This window comes from Streptomyces sp. KLMMK, from assembly GCF_036961605.1.
GTDB classification, from domain to species: domain Bacteria; phylum Actinomycetota; class Actinomycetes; order Streptomycetales; family Streptomycetaceae; genus Streptomyces; species Streptomyces telluris.
On record NZ_JBAMDC010000028.1, the window covers coordinates 1 to 13,498 of the forward strand.

At 69.7% G+C, this 13,498-nt stretch carries 13 protein-coding genes and 3 pseudogenes; 15 read left to right on the top strand and 1 reads right to left on the bottom strand.

Features of this window, described 5'->3' with window-relative positions:
- The 6 genes and pseudogenes from V7793_RS08145 to V7793_RS08170 all read left to right on the top strand — a co-directional run.
- On the top strand, window positions 1–1,191 hold a 1,191-nt coding region (locus V7793_RS08145; protein ID WP_336003720.1), incomplete at its 5' end, for a CaiB/BaiF CoA transferase family protein.
- Between the two features lie 127 nt (window positions 1,192–1,318).
- On the top strand, window positions 1,319–2,488 hold the full coding sequence (locus V7793_RS08150; RefSeq protein ID WP_336003721.1) for an acyl-CoA dehydrogenase family protein: 1,170 nt from the start codon (window positions 1,319–1,321) through the stop codon (window positions 2,486–2,488).
- Entirely contained in the window at window positions 2,488–3,555 is a 1,068-nt protein-coding gene (locus V7793_RS08155) for an acyl-CoA dehydrogenase family protein (protein ID WP_336003723.1), read from the top strand. The genes V7793_RS08150 and V7793_RS08155 overlap by 1 nt, the downstream gene beginning before the upstream one ends.
- A 225-nt stretch (window positions 3,556–3,780) precedes the next feature.
- Window positions 3,781–4,953: an acyltransferase domain-containing protein gene (locus V7793_RS08160; RefSeq protein WP_336003724.1), complete on the top strand. Its 1,173-nt coding sequence runs from the start codon at window positions 3,781–3,783 to the stop codon at window positions 4,951–4,953.
- A 477-nt stretch (window positions 4,954–5,430) separates the two neighbouring features.
- Window positions 5,431–6,312 (top strand): terpene synthase family protein, encoded by an 882-nt coding sequence (locus tag V7793_RS08165; protein WP_336003725.1) that lies wholly within the window; start codon window positions 5,431–5,433, stop codon window positions 6,310–6,312.
- 96 nt (window positions 6,313–6,408) lie between these two features.
- Window positions 6,409–6,537 (top strand): annotated as a pseudogene (locus tag V7793_RS08170) (helix-turn-helix domain-containing protein); the annotation flags it as partial.
- A gap of 131 nt (window positions 6,538–6,668) precedes the next feature.
- On the opposite strand, the gene V7793_RS08175 reads toward V7793_RS08170, so the two are convergent.
- On the bottom strand, window positions 6,669–7,280 hold the full coding sequence (locus V7793_RS08175; protein ID WP_336003726.1) for a DUF4158 domain-containing protein: 612 nt from the start codon (window positions 7,278–7,280) through the stop codon (window positions 6,669–6,671).
- 251 nt (window positions 7,281–7,531) lie between these two features.
- Here V7793_RS08175 and V7793_RS08180 point away from each other — a divergent pair.
- The 9 genes and pseudogenes from V7793_RS08180 to V7793_RS08220 form a co-directional block, all read left to right on the top strand.
- A pseudogene (locus V7793_RS08180) lies at window positions 7,532–8,716 on the top strand (IS110 family transposase); the annotation flags it as partial.
- Window positions 8,717–8,873: 157 nt separating this feature from the next.
- On the top strand, window positions 8,874–9,107 hold the full coding sequence (locus tag V7793_RS08185; protein WP_336003782.1) for a hypothetical protein: 234 nt from the start codon (window positions 8,874–8,876) through the stop codon (window positions 9,105–9,107).
- Window positions 9,108–9,286: 179 nt separating this feature from the next.
- Window positions 9,287–9,592, top strand: a complete 306-nt coding sequence (locus V7793_RS08190; protein ID WP_336003784.1) for a resolvase — start codon at window positions 9,287–9,289, stop codon at window positions 9,590–9,592.
- 250 nt (window positions 9,593–9,842) lie between these two features.
- Window positions 9,843–9,974 carry a hypothetical protein gene (locus V7793_RS08195; RefSeq protein WP_336003728.1) on the top strand — a complete coding sequence of 44 codons (132 nt, stop codon included), beginning with the start codon at window positions 9,843–9,845 and terminating at the stop codon, window positions 9,972–9,974.
- 137 nt (window positions 9,975–10,111) lie between these two features.
- Complete coding sequence (locus V7793_RS08200; RefSeq protein WP_336003729.1) at window positions 10,112–10,264, top strand: hypothetical protein; 153 nt, start codon at window positions 10,112–10,114, stop codon at window positions 10,262–10,264.
- A 537-nt stretch (window positions 10,265–10,801) separates the two neighbouring features.
- Window positions 10,802–11,509: pseudogene (locus V7793_RS08205) on the top strand (DUF6518 family protein); the annotation flags it as partial.
- Window positions 11,469–11,687: an ATP-binding protein gene (locus V7793_RS08210; RefSeq protein ID WP_336003730.1), complete on the top strand. Its 219-nt coding sequence runs from the start codon at window positions 11,469–11,471 to the stop codon at window positions 11,685–11,687. The pseudogene V7793_RS08205 and the gene V7793_RS08210, both read left to right, overlap by 41 nt.
- 316 nt (window positions 11,688–12,003) lie before the next feature.
- Window positions 12,004–12,567 (top strand): papain-like cysteine protease family protein, encoded by a 564-nt coding sequence (locus V7793_RS08215; protein WP_336003732.1) that lies wholly within the window; start codon window positions 12,004–12,006, stop codon window positions 12,565–12,567.
- Window positions 12,568–12,577: 10 nt separating this feature from the next.
- Entirely contained in the window at window positions 12,578–13,450 is an 873-nt protein-coding gene (locus V7793_RS08220) for a hypothetical protein (RefSeq protein ID WP_336003734.1), read from the top strand.
- Window positions 13,451–13,498: the final 48 nt, after the last annotated feature.

A 13,498-nucleotide genomic window follows, 5' to 3' on the forward strand; every position in this document is an offset into this window, starting at 1 on the left:
TCCCAGAAGCCGAGCGGCCCCTCCCGCCGCGGACTCCTCGCCGGAGTCCGCGTCATCGAACTCGCCAGCGTGATCATGGGCCCCTACGCCGCCCAGCAACTCGGCGACCTGGGCGCGGACGTGATCAAGGTCGAGCCGCCCACCGGCGACATGACGCGTCATTACCCGCCGCAGCGCCACCCCGGCATGGGCGGCCCGGCACTCAACCTGAACCGCAACAAGCGCAGCGTCACCATCGACCTCAAGGCCCCGCACGGCCTCGACGCCCTGCTCGCCCTGCTGCGCACCGCCGACGTCCTCATCACCAACCTGCGCCCGCAGGCCCTGGAGAAGCTCCGCCTCGGCTACGGCGAGGTCGCGGCCGTCAACCCCGGTCTGATCTACGCGAGTGCCCAGGGCTTCCGCAGCGACAGCCGCTACGGCACCCGTGCCGCCTACGACGACATCATCCAGGCGGCCAGCGGCCTGGTCTGGCTCAACCACCAGGTCTCCGGCCAGCCCCACTACGTCCCCACGGTCCTTGCCGACAAGATCTGCGGCATGCAGATCGCCCAGTCGGTCCTGGCCGCGCTGCACTACCGGGAACACGGCGGCACCGGACAGCACATCGAGGTCCCCATGGCCGACACCATGCTCGCCTTCAACCTGGTCGAGCACCTGGGAGCGGCCGCCCTGGAGGCCGACGGGGAGTTCGGCTCGGCCCGCTCACTCAGCCCACAGCGCCGCGCCCTGCGCACCGCCGACGGCTGGATGTGCATCCTGCCGCACAGCGACCGCAACTGGCGGGACTTCACCGCCTTCGTCAACCGCCCCGAACTGGCCGCCGACCCGCGCTTCGCCACCGGACCCGAGCGGGCCCGCAACGCCGACGCGTTCCACCCGCTGCTCGCGGAGCTGGCGCTGCGGCACACCAGCGCCGAATGGCAGGAGTTCTGCGACCGGGCGGGCATCGCCGCCGCCCCGGTGCTCGACCTGGAGTCCGCCGCCACCACCGCCTACGCCCAGGAGGGCGGCCTGCTGTCCGAGGCCGAACACCCTACCGAGGGTCCTTACCGGGTCATCGGCCGCCCGGTCCGCTACTCGGCCGACCCGGAGCCGGAGCTGCGGCCCTGCCCGCGCATCGGCCAGCACACCGACCAGGTGCTCCGCGAAGTCGGCTTCGACCCTTCCTTGCTGCACCCCGCGAACTGACCGAGTTCCCGTACCGAGTTCCCGTACTGAATTCGCGTACCGAGTTCCCGAACTGAATTGGCGTACTGAATTCGCGTACCGAGAAGAAATGCACCGCCCACTCACCAACTCCGGGAGCGGATGAACCATGTCTCCTTCGACGCTTTCTCCGATTGCCTTCCCCGATGTCGTCCTGCCTGAATCGGCCCGACGGCTTCGCCACGAGGTCCGCGCCTTTCTCGATGAAGAACGCGCCCGCGGCACTGTCCTCGGCCGCCCCGACTCCTGGCTGGCCGGCTGGGACCCCGCCTTCAGCCGCCGCCTCGCCGTGCGCGGCTGGGTCGGCATGGCCCTGCCCACCGAGTACGGCGGCGCGGGCCGCGGCTTCCTGGAACGCTACGTGGTGATCGAGGAACTGCTCGCGGCCGGCGCCCCGGTCAGCGCCCACTGGGTCTCCGACCGGCAAGCCGGCCCCTCCATCCTCCGGCACGGCACCGAGGAGCAGCGTCGCTTCTTTCTGCCCAGGATCGCCGCCGGGCGGTGCTTCTTCTCCATCGGCATGAGCGAGAAGAGCAGCGGCTCCGACCTGGCCTCGGTCGCCACCCGCGCCGAACGCACCGCCGACGGATGGCGGTTGACCGGCACCAAGATGTGGACCGGCGGCGCTCACGTCAACGACTACGCCATCGTCCTGGCCCGCACCGACGACACCGAGGACAAGCATGCAGGGCTCAGCCAGTTCATCGTCGACCTGCGCGCGTCGGGTGTGCGGATCGAGCCGATCCGGCTGATGACCGGCGAGCACCGCTTCAACGCCTTCCATCTCGAAGGCGTCGACGTTCCCGACGGCATGTTGCTCGGGCAGCGGGGCGACGGCTGGAAGCAGGTCACCGGCGAACTCGCCTTCGAGCGCAGCGGCCCGGAACGTTACCTGTCCACCTTCCCCCTGCTGGTCTCCATGCTCCGCGAACTGGAGAAAGGCTCGGCCACGGCCGAACAGCTCACCCAGGTCGGCATCCTGACGGCCCGTCTGCACAGTGTCCGCCGACTGTCCCTCGGGGTGGCGGCCGCACTGGACGCGGGTGCCTCGCCCGACATCCAGGCCGCCCTGGTCAAGGACCTCGGCACCCGCCTGGAGGGCACGCTGGTCGACACCGTTCGCAGCGTCCTGCCGACCCCGGCCGACCCGCACGCCACTCCCGGCAGCCACCCCGAACTGCTCGCCTTCGCCCTGCTGCACAGCCCCGGCTACACCCTGCGCGGCGGCACCAACGAAATCCTTCGCGGCATCATCACTCGAGGTCTGGAGCAGCATTGATGAAAACCCACACGATCGACACCAGCGCCCCTGTCATCTCCGCCGACGCCTACGACACCGCTGCCTTCCACGCCGCTGCGGGCGCCATCGCCGTCGTCACCAACACCACCGCTCCCGACGCCGTGGCCCTCCCCTCCGAGGACGCTTCCACCGCCGACCTCCTCGCCGCCGCCCGGGAGGCAGGACACCGCGCCGTCCCCGCCCCCCTTGCCGAGACCGCCCTGGTCGCCCGCCCCCTGCTGCGCCGCGCCGGGCTCCCCGTCCCCGACGGCCCGCTCAGCTACGCGATCGCCCCCGAGCTGACGATCCGATACGCACATCCGACCGCCTCTCCCGTCGGCTCGCCCGGCTGCCTGGGCGACGACGACACCCTGCTGGTCACCGGTACCCTGCGCCGCGTTCCCTGGGCCCGAGCCGCCACCGCGGTGGCCGTCCTGGCCACCGCCCCCTTCGGCCCCGTCCTGTTCACCGTGACCCCCGACCAGGCCGTCCTCACCCCCGGCGGCAACCTCGCCGAGGAACCCCGCGACGACCTGCACCTCGCCGCCCTGGAGATCCCCGCCTCCCACGTCCGCCGGGTCTCCCCCGAACTGCTCGACGAGGCCCGGCTCCGCGCGGCCCTGGCCCGCTCTGCCCTGATCGCCGGCGCCGCCGAACGCTGCGTCGACCTGACGGTCGCCCACACCACCGCCCGCACCCAGTTCGGCCGTCCGCTCAGCCGCTTCCAGGCCGTCAAGCAGGAAGAAGCGCGGCTGATCGAGGAGACCGCACTGGTCCGCACCGTGGTCCGGGCCGCCGCCGCCCCGCTGGACACCGGCGGCCCGGCCGCACAGCTCGCCGTCGCCGCAGCCAAGACCCAGGCATCCGCCTCGGCTGCCGAGATCGCCCGTATCGCCCACCAACTGCACGGCGCCATCGGCATCACCCGGCTCAGCCCGCTCCACCTCGCCACCACCCGCCTGTGGTCCTGGCGCGACGAAGACGGCGATGAAACCTACTGGGCCCTCCGCCTGGCCCAGCCCCTCACCGCCACCACCCTCTGGCCCGCCCTCACTACCGCACCCTGACCCCACGCCCCGCCTCGCCACCGCGCCTTCAGGGCTCTGGTGGGCGACCGCTATCCCCGCGCCTGTCGCCATTCGCCCGAATGGCGACAGGCGCGGTGGATCACGATCAGGTTGGCGAGCATCACTGCAAAGGTCGAGACCAGGATCAGCACTGCGACGAGTGAACGATCAGGCGGGAATTCATCTCACCACGCCGTCCTTGAGGCCGGACAAAGGCCACGGTCAATGAGAAAGGGGCAGGCCTTCGCCGCGACGATCGCGGAGGCCGAGCCGCTCATCGCGGCCGACTCCGGGTTCTCGGTGACCGAGGCGCTGACCGCTCCGAAGACGGTCACCGGGATCGACCGGGTGCAGCCGACCCTCTTCCCGACGCAGATCGCGCTGGCCGCGTCACTGGCGGAGCACGGGGTGCGGCCGGGCGCGGTGATCGGCCACTCGCTGGGCGAGATCGGCGCCGCCGTGGTCGCGGGGATGCAGCCGCCGGCGGACGGGGTACGGGTCATCTGCCGGCGGTCCCGGCTGCGTCTCCGGCTGGCCGGGCGCGGGGCCGTGGCCTCGGTGCGGCCGCCGGCGACCGAGGTGCGCAGAGAGCTGGCCGAGGCCGGAGTGGACCGGGACGTGGTGGTCGCGGTGATGGCGTCGCCGCAGAACACCGTCATCGGCGGGCCTGCCCATACGGTCCGCGCGCTTCTCGCCGGATGGGAACAGCGTGGCGTTCCGGCCCGGGAGGTGGCGGTGGACGTCGCCTCGCACACGCCTCAGGTGGAGCCGGTCCTCACCGAACTCACTGCACTGCTCGGCGGTTTAACGTCGTCCCCGCCGCGGGTTCCGTACTACTCGCCGACCCTGACGGACCACCGGGCGACGGTCATCGCCGACGCCTCCTGCTGGACGGCCAATCTGCGTGAGCCGGTACGGTTCGCGCGTGCGGTGCGGGCAGCTTTGGACGACGGGTACCGGGTCTTCCTGGAACTCGCCCCGCACCCGCTCCTGATCCTGTCGGCCGAGGAGACCGCGCATGCCGCCGGGGCGTACGCCGAGGCGCTGCCGTGCATGGTGCGCGACGGTGCGCTGCCCCGCGGGCTGCTGGCCGTGGTCGCGGCCTGCACACGGCGGGCGCTGCCGTCGACTTCGGCACTCTCCTGTCCCAGGGCCGGCTGGTGGACGTCCCCTTGCCGACGTGGACCCGGACCCCGTTGCTGCTCTCCCTCGCCGGGCCCGCCCCGGCATCCGGCGGGCACACGCTGCTCGGCTCACACGTCCGCCTTCCCGATACCCCCGAACGCCACGTCTGGCAGGGCGAGTGCGGACCGCGGCACGGCCCTGGCTCGCGCCCGTATCGACGGAGACCGTGACCTGACCGAAGCCGCCTGCCAGATCGTGTCAACCGTCTACTGACGCCAACGGAACCGCGAACCGAAGCGGACCACCGGCCAGCCCAGCGGCAGTCACACATGGTCACGTCGGCGGCCAGCCATCTCCCCAGTAACCGGCCGCTGACAAGCGCAGTTGTGGACGGTCTGTGACTGGTTCGCCAGAGCTGCTGTGCGGCGCCTCAACTTCGCTTACCTGGGTGACTTTCCATACAGCTCCTGGCACAGTGCGCGCGAAGGGGCACAGTGCTGCTGTCAGCAGTCCAGCCGAGCGGTGTGCCACGGCCGCTCGGTTCTCCTTGGAATGGGATCCGTCTCCGACATGCCCGGAACTTCCGAACCGTTCACGGCACCGCAGGACGCCACACAAGCTGCCCGCCTTCGCCCGGGCCAGCCAGCCCCGTTACGCCTTCCCCCGATATCACTGGATCTCCCGCACGGCTGCCACGGCGACGCTGAGGGAGCTGAGCGGCACACCCGCCAGTGGCTCGTCGAGCAGCAGTTGTTCGATGAGGCCGCGCGCCTCAGCAACAGCTCTCACGCCTTCGGTCACCTGGCCGCCTACGCGTATCCCTCCGCCGGCAAGGAGGCCCTGCACGTCGCTGCGGACTGGATGACCTGGCTCTACGCTCTCGACGACGGGTTCGTCGACGAGTCCCGGCCCAGCCCCGTCGTGGTCACCACCCAAACCGCGGCGCTTTTACGGGTGATGGACGGCGGCTCCGCCACCACCCCGCTGGCCCGCGCTCTGGCCGACATCTCCACCCGCCTCACCCGGCTGGGCTCGCTCGCGCAAACCGCGAGGTTCCATGACAAAGTCCGCGGATACCTGCTCGGCTGCCTGGCCGAGTCGGCCTGCCGGGCCACCCAGCACTCCCCTGCAGTGAAGGACTACCTGGCCCTGCGCGTCCAGGCCTCGGCGGACTACACCTGCCTCGCCCTCGTAGAGCCGGCCTGCGGAGGCCCGGAACTGACCAGCCGGCAGTTGCACCACCCGCACGTCCAGGCCCTCACCACCCACGCCGCCTACATCATCGCCATGGCCAACGATGTCTTCTCCCTCCCACGGGAAATCAGCAACTGCCCCACCGACTTCATCTTCAACCTCGCCCTGGTCTGCGCCCACGCCGAGAACTCCGGCATCCAGGACGGCTTGGCACAGGCGGCCGCGCTGACCAACGAGCGGATCCAGGTCTTCTACGAGCTCTACGAGCATGCGATCCCTGCCGTTGATGCCCTCACCAGGACCTACCTGCACGCCCTCGCCGCCTGGCTCCAGGGCACCTACGACTGGATGATCAACAGCGGCCGGTACCAGCCCCACTGGCCGCCCGGGGACTGGCCCGGAGCGGACACGGCGCGCCGGCCGGTCCGCGAACCCTGAAAATCTCGCGGCTGTGCGCCCCCTCACGCGGCCGCGGCCACTGCCGCCCGCACCACCATCAGCAAGCCCGAGCCCGCCGAGAAGCTCAAGGTCGAGATGCGGTCCCTGCGCGGCCCTGCCGTGCGGCGGCTGCTCGTACTACGGGCAGGGAAGAAGCTGGCAGCAGGCCATGTACGAGTGGCTGCAGACGCGCTGGGGGTGTCGGAGCGCACTGTGTGGCGCTGGCTGGCCGCCGCTCAGGGCGATGAGACCGCAGCTGCCTACCCTGGCGCACGGTCCCGGGCCGATGTGAGGTTCGTGATCACGCCCGAGGTCCGTGGACTGTTGGCCTTGTGGAAGGGGAACGTGCGGGCGGTTCACCGCGAGCTGGTCCTCCGCGCCGCTCGGCAGTCCCCGCCTGCGGATGCACCGTCGATTCCGACGCTGCACCGGGCGATCCGCCGTGATCTGACTCCGGGGGAGCGGGCGGGGCTCGCGGGTGGGGAGCGGGCGGCGCGTAAACATGATGTGTTCCTGGCCCGGCCGCGGGGCTGGCGGAACCAGGTGTGGGAGACCGACCACATGCAGGTCCCGGTGCTGGTCGATGTCGACGGCAAGGCCCGCAGGCCCGGCGGCTCCAGCCGATTCTTGCGGCAGCGGGCCACCACCGCCTCCGCCAGCCGGTCCCGGTTCAGCTCCACCCCGCACAGCTCCACCGCCAGCCACTCGGCGAGCTGGGACTGGTCCTCCTCGGTGCACTCATGGAAGCCGAACGCGCCCCGGATCTCCATCCGGTGCCGCTTGATCGCCCGCCCTGACCAGTCGTACGCGGCCCACTCCTCCGCGGGTACCCTCACCTGCTGAGCGACGTACGACACCACCGGCACCGGGATTTCCCCAGCGTCTTCCGGAAACGGGGCCTCCACCTCGAAGAACTTCAGCAACAATGCGAACCCAACCGGTTCGCCCCCGAAACTCTGACAAGCCACCCCTGATCCGCTACAGAGAGCTACTTGTCCCTACCTTCTTTCCGGGTAGCTCAGGCCATTCGTAGGGTCTCAGTGCCCGGGGGGGCACCGGGTGTGGCTGCTACTTGTCTGCCGACCATGGCTCGAAGTGACTGGCCGCCCGGCGCCCCACGACGACTCGGCCGCCAATTGGGATGTGCGATCAGATCGCTGTGTAGGGACACGACGGCGAGGTCGTCTGCGGGACCGCACCTACGACCGTCGGAGGCACAGTGGATCAGATATGGGCCGGGATCGACGCCGGGAAGACGCATCACCACTGCGTGGTGATCGACGCGGAAGGCCGTCGGCTTCTTTCGCGCCGCGTGACCAACGATGAACCGGACCTGCTCCAGCTGCTCGCGGACGTCCTCCGCCTCAGCAGCGACGCGACCTGGGCCGTTGACCTGGCGGACGGTGCTGCGGCACTCCTGATCGGCCTGCTGCTCAACCATGATCAGCACTTGTTGTACATCCCGGGCCGCACGGTGAACCGTGCCGCCGGCGGGTACCGCGGCGAAGGTAAGACCGACGCCCGCGACGCAGCGGTCATCGCCGACCAGGCTCGGATGCGCCGTGACTTGCACCCCATGCGGCCCGGTGACGAAAGCACGGTAGAGCTGAAACTGCTCACCGCCCATCGCTCCGACCTCGTGGCTGACCGTACCCGGACGATCAACAGGATTCGGGGACTGCTCAACAGCATTTTCCCCGCCCTTGAGCGCCAGCTGGATCTCACCAGCATGGGTCCCCTGGTCCTGCTGACGGGCTACCAGACGCCGGCAGCGATCCGCCGGACCGGCGTTCGCCGGCTGGAGTCCTGGCTGCACAACCGAAAGGTACGAAGCGCCGGCACGCTCGCCGCCCTGGCCGTGGAAGCGGCGGGACGTCAGCAGACCGCGATCACCGGGGAGAAGCTGACCGCCCAGCTCGTGCGCACACTCGCGAAGCGGGTGATCAGCCTCAGCCAGGAGATTGCGGACGTCGGCAAGGACATCGAGGACCGCTTCCGGCAGCATCACCACGCAGAAGTCCTGACCAGCATGCCCGGGATCGGTCCACTCCTCGGAGCCGAGTTCCTGGCCGCCACCGGCGGCGACATAGTCGTCTTCGGCACACCGGACCGCCTCGCGGGGTTCGCCGGAGTCGCTCCCGCCCCAAGGGACTCCGGTCGCATCAGCGGCAACCTCCACCGGCCCCGGCGCTACCACCGCGGCCTGCAACGAGTCTTCTACCGATCGGCCCTGATCAGTATCCGCACGTGTCCCGTCTCCCGGGCGTTCTACGACCGCAAGCGCGCCGAAGGAAAACGCCACACCCAGGCCGTGCTCGCGCTCGCCCGACGGCGTGTGAACGTCCTCTGGGCGTTACTGCGCGACGGACGCTGCTTCACCCAGGCGCCCCCAAATCACCCAGCCGGCATGAACCGTCCGCACCTTCTCAGCGGGCCAGGACGCCTTGACAACTACATTGGGAATCACTTCGCCGTAGCGTCGGGAGAACAGGGCCGCCTCCATCCGCTGGAGCGGCCGAGGTTCGGCGAGCTGCTCACCCTATGCGCGGTCGGGCGATGTCGTGCACATCTCCGAGATGTTCCGCCTGGTGCGCGGTACCGGGCACATCCTCGACGTGCTCGACGTCCTGCACCGGGACCGTCTCGCCCTGCGCATCCACGACGGCGCGTTCTCCGTGATGGAGCTCACCGCGCGCCACTCACGCACCGGCGAGCTGCTGTCCACGGTGAAGTTCATGGTGCAGACCCTCGCGCCGCCGCCGGGGAGCTCCAGCGTGATCTTCAACGCGAGCTGACCTACGACGGGCTGCGGGCCGCCGAGGCCAAGGGCAACAAGGGCGGACGCCGCCCGGCCATCAAGGCCCAGAAGGCCGACGCCGTACGCACCGCGTACCGGGAAGGCCGGTCCATCGCCGCTCTCGCCCGCGAACACAGCGTCAGCCGCGGCGCCATCCGCACGGCCGTTGCCGACCTCATGCCCGAGCACGTCGCGGGTCACCAGGACGCCTCGACTCCGGAGCTGCGGGTCGTCGTCGACATGCCGGGCAAGGTCGCCGACTTCCTCCGCACGGCCGACCTGGACCCCGCCGAACGGGCCACGCTCGACCAGGGCGTGACCGTACGACGCGGCACGGGCTACACCCTCCGCATCACCGCCGCGCCCGCGGTCCACCGCCAACTCCTCGACCGCTGCCAGCCCCTCGACGCCGCCACGACCATCCCTACGCAGCGCAAGGCCCGCCGCGAGTACGCCAACCGCGTCAACGCTCTCGGCCAGTGATACCGACCCCCTGAGCTGGGCCGCAGCCCCTTAGCGTTGTTTTTTCCGCGAGAACTACCAGGACACCAGAAAGATATGCCTGACCATCCACCGGGACCTCACCAGGAGCGCCGGAGGGTCCAAGAAATGGTTTGCCGACCCGGTGGCTGTGTGTCACCGTTCGGCCTGGACCGGCAGTTGATCATCGGCGGCCGGTCGATGTCGACATGTCGGCGGCCTCTCGGGGATCCACCGGAGAGGTGACGAAACGATGGGAACCGGTGCCGTGGGGAACAGTTACGAGGACGAATGTCGCCGGTCGTGGGCCGAGGAGCAGGCGAAGAGCCTTGCCGGGACCAACGACTGGGAGCATGTGGACAGGGAGCGGGTCCACCAGGACTAGGACGTCCTGTACCGGGAGATCACGGCTTTCCTGGACGACGGCTCCCTGCCCGGGGATCAGCAGATCCAGGAGCTCGTCCGCAGGCACTTCGACATCGTCTGCCGGTTCTACACCCCTCCAGGGAGGCTTACGTCGGCATGTCGCTCTTCTACGCCGAGGACGAGGCCATGAGGGCGTTCCACGATTCCTACCACCCTGGGATGGTGGAGTTTCTGGGCGCCGCGATCAAGGTGTTCGCCGAGCAGGGGAGCGGGTTCGCCCCCAGCGCAAGGGCCGAGGCTTCGGCGTAGTCGGGCAACACGGGCCAGGACATGCATGGGCGGGTGGGGCAGGGCGGTGATTCCTCAGCCCTGCCCCGGGTCTGGTAGGTGCTGGTGACGAACGAGGCGTCGGTGATCCCGATGTCGGCGAAGCCCCGTTGCTGATCGGCGGAGACGACAGCCGGGGCATCGTCGGCCACCTTCGCGTATGTACCGTCGACGATGCTGTCGGGGGTGGTGAGCCGGTAGTGCTCACGCGGCGCGGGGGTCGTCGTGTCCGGCACGGGCAGGCCGTGGGGCAGCCGGACCTGTGGGGCCAGTAACGGCCACACCTGCCGTGGCGCAAACGCGACAATCTCCAAAGCACGTACGGGCGTTATCGCGATGGCGTACCAGCAGCGAGAATCGCTGCCATGAACGAGACGCCTTTCCCTGCAGGCGCCCCTGTCACGGTCGCGCGAGGGTGGACATACGCGACGGTGGGGGGCGCTGTGCGCGGGGCTTCTCGGGGTCCTGACCAACCTCGTCCAGGGCTGGCTCCCCGCTCCCTGAGATCAGCTCCCTAATTCCGGTGCCGTCTGGTCTGCCGTCGCGTTCGCCGTCGGTGCCCTGCTGGCTGGGAGGGTGTCCCTGCGTGTGGTATCTGCGGCCGGCCTGCTGGCCGAGGCCGGCCTGGTAGTCGGGTACTACGGCTACGCGGAGTTCGGCCGCGACGGCATGGGCGATCTCACCTATCCGCTGCTATGGCCGGCGCTGGCCTTCGTCGCCGGACCGCTCTTCGGTCTTGCGGGCGCCTGGTGGCAGAAAGGCCGCACCGTGCGGCGCCGTGTGATCGGGCTGGCCTCGTTCGCGGGCGTTTTCGGCATGGCGGGCATCCTCTACGCGTGGATCTTGCACTACACCTCCCAGGCGTGGGCGTGCCTGGCGATGATGCTCCTGGCCTCGCTGCTGATGGCCCGCAGCCACAAGGAGCGGGCGCCGACCCTCGGTGCTGCCGCTGCATTCTCCCTCCTCGCCTATACAGCCATCGAGCTTCCTCTCCAGCACTTCTCCGCGAACGCACGCGTGCCAGCAGGCCCGTGCGCGATGCGGACGGCCCGCGGCTTGGCCCGCTGGGCGGTGACCGATCACTGGGCGCTGGGAGAGGACGTGGCGGACACCGTGTGCCTGCTGGTGTCCGAACTGGCCGGCAAACGCCATCCAGCACACCGGCGCCCGTACGGTCGGCTTGCGGATGTCCCGCTGCCCGGACTGGATCAGCGTCGAGGTCCGTGACCCCTCCCGTGCGCTGCCGTGCCTCGTGCCCGCCCAGGCGTTCCACCTCACCGGACGGGGGTTGTTCCTGGTCGACACCCTTGCCGACCGGTGGGCCGTCAACGTCGAGCCCCTGGGCAAAACCGTCTGGTTCCAGTGCGCCCTGCCATCAGAGCCCAGAAAGAAGAAGCGGCGTTAGCGGGCCCATTGCACCGGCACCTGAGCCAAGGCCGAAACGGGGTGGAGAGGCTGGCCGCACTCCGAGGTATCGCGATGCCGCAGTGGCACCCCGGAATCGCGTGGCGGCGGTAAGGCGCTGCACGGGTGAGAGGGGGCCGGTCGCCTCATCGGCGGCCCGGAGGGGATAGGCCAACCCGAACATCGCATTTGTGTGACAAATGAGCTGTATGGGTTCTTTTCTGTGAGGGTTCTTTAATGTATCGGCGTGGTGCGCTGTCATATTCGTGTCAATCGCCCCGCTCATCTCGTCGCACCCCTTAGGGGAAGGCAGAATCATGGGCAGATTCAGGTACGGAACCGCAGCATCGGCCATCACCCTGGCCGCCTCGGGGTTGCTTGTGGCCGCGGGAGGCACGGCTCACGCGGAAGCGGCCTACGACGACATCGACATGCTGAAGCAGGAGAAGACCCAGTGGTGCTGGGTCGCCTCCGGGCTGACGATCGCCAAATACCATGGCTACGGCAGCACGCAGACGGACTTCTGCAACCGGGCGCAGCCCCAGTACGGCTGCAACAATCAGCCCGCCACGCTGGCGGACATGGCCAAGGGCTGGAGCAGCCTGGGTATGGCTCACACCGGGTCGGGCCTCAACAGCGCGGCCACGTTCAATCAGGTGTACACCGACGTCAAGGCGGCCCGGCCGGTCGGTGCCCGCATCGGGTGGGCGTCCGGTGGCGGCCACATGAACGTGGTCTACGGCTTCGACACGTCGGACAACACCATTGGCGTCGGCGACCCGTGGCCGGACACCGAGACGTACACGTGGTGGAACTACAACGACTACGTGAGCAACAGCTCGTTCACGTGGACCCACTCCCGGATCGGTATCTCTTCCTGAGGCAGGCGGCATGCGCAAAACAAGAACGTCCAGTACGCGGGCGGACTCTCGTCTGTCCCGCCTTTCCATCGTCCTCGCGCTGAGCGCGTCCGTACTGCTGTCCGTCGTCGGTCCGGCCAACGCGGCCCCGGCCCAGGACCCACTCCCGGCGGACATCCCGGACTATCAGGCCGCCCTCGACGCGGTGAAGTCCCCGGCCGTCCGCAACGCCGTCTGCCGGTTCCTGCGCACTCCGGTGCCCACCGGCGGCACCCCCGGGTCGGTTCAGACGGTCCCCGAGACGGCCGAGCCGTGCCAGGGCCTCCCGGCCTTCACGATCAAGGACCCGTTGGCGCTGAACGAGATCACCCCCGGGTTCGTCGCGGGCACCTCCCAGCCACTGCCCACCGAGGCGGTCAAGCTGACGCAGCTGGTCTCCTCGCTGAGCGCCACCGTCAACGGCCGCAACGCCACCGTCATGCTCGCCCCCACCCGGGGCGGCGGCTGGCACCTGGCGGCCGTGCGCGACGGGGACAGCGACGCCTCATACGCAAGCAAGGCCACCGTGGGCACGCTGGTCTTCACCGAGCCGCAGATCCGCGGCTGGTACCAGCTCAAGCTCAACACCGTCGAGCCGCTCAACGACCAGGCCCGGCAGGGACTGGGCGGCCAGGCGTCGGTGTCGCTCAGCGACTACCAGAAGCTGGTCAAGGCCCGCTACGCCGACAAGCTGCCCGGCTCGGAGTACGACACTAAGGGTTTCTCCAGCGGCTACGGCACCGAGCACGAGGCGGACCATTCCTCGTCCTCCATCCCCCTGCTGGCCGGCAGTTCGGGCGCGGCGCTCGTTCTCGCGGGCGGGGCCTTCGTGCTCCGCCGGCACCGGCGCGCGAGCACCGGCTGAGCCGCACCCCCTATACCCCTCGTCCCGCCCCCGGCAGCCAACCGGGGG

Bases quoted from the DNA above. Each gene is read 5' to 3' on its own strand.
- V7793_RS08220 (WP_336003734.1), top strand. From the start codon at position 12,578: ATGCGCAAAACAAGAACGTCCAGTACGCGGGCGGACTCTCGTCTGTCC.
- V7793_RS08200 (WP_336003729.1), top strand. From the start codon at position 10,112: ATGTCGCTCTTCTACGCCGAGGACGAGGCCATGAGGGCGTTCCACGAT.
- V7793_RS08210 (WP_336003730.1), top strand. From the start codon at position 11,469: ATGTCCCGCTGCCCGGACTGGATCAGCGTCGAGGTCCGTGACCCCTCC.
- V7793_RS08155 (WP_336003723.1), top strand. From the start codon at position 2,488: ATGAAAACCCACACGATCGACACCAGCGCCCCTGTCATCTCCGCCGAC.
- V7793_RS08215 (WP_336003732.1), top strand. From the start codon at position 12,004: ATGGGCAGATTCAGGTACGGAACCGCAGCATCGGCCATCACCCTGGCC.
- V7793_RS08160 (WP_336003724.1), top strand. From the start codon at position 3,781: ATGAGAAAGGGGCAGGCCTTCGCCGCGACGATCGCGGAGGCCGAGCCG.
- V7793_RS08190 (WP_336003784.1), top strand. From the start codon at position 9,287: ATGCCCGAGCACGTCGCGGGTCACCAGGACGCCTCGACTCCGGAGCTG.
- V7793_RS08150 (WP_336003721.1), top strand. From the start codon at position 1,319: ATGTCTCCTTCGACGCTTTCTCCGATTGCCTTCCCCGATGTCGTCCTG.
- V7793_RS08195 (WP_336003728.1), top strand. From the start codon at position 9,843: ATGGGAACCGGTGCCGTGGGGAACAGTTACGAGGACGAATGTCGCCGG.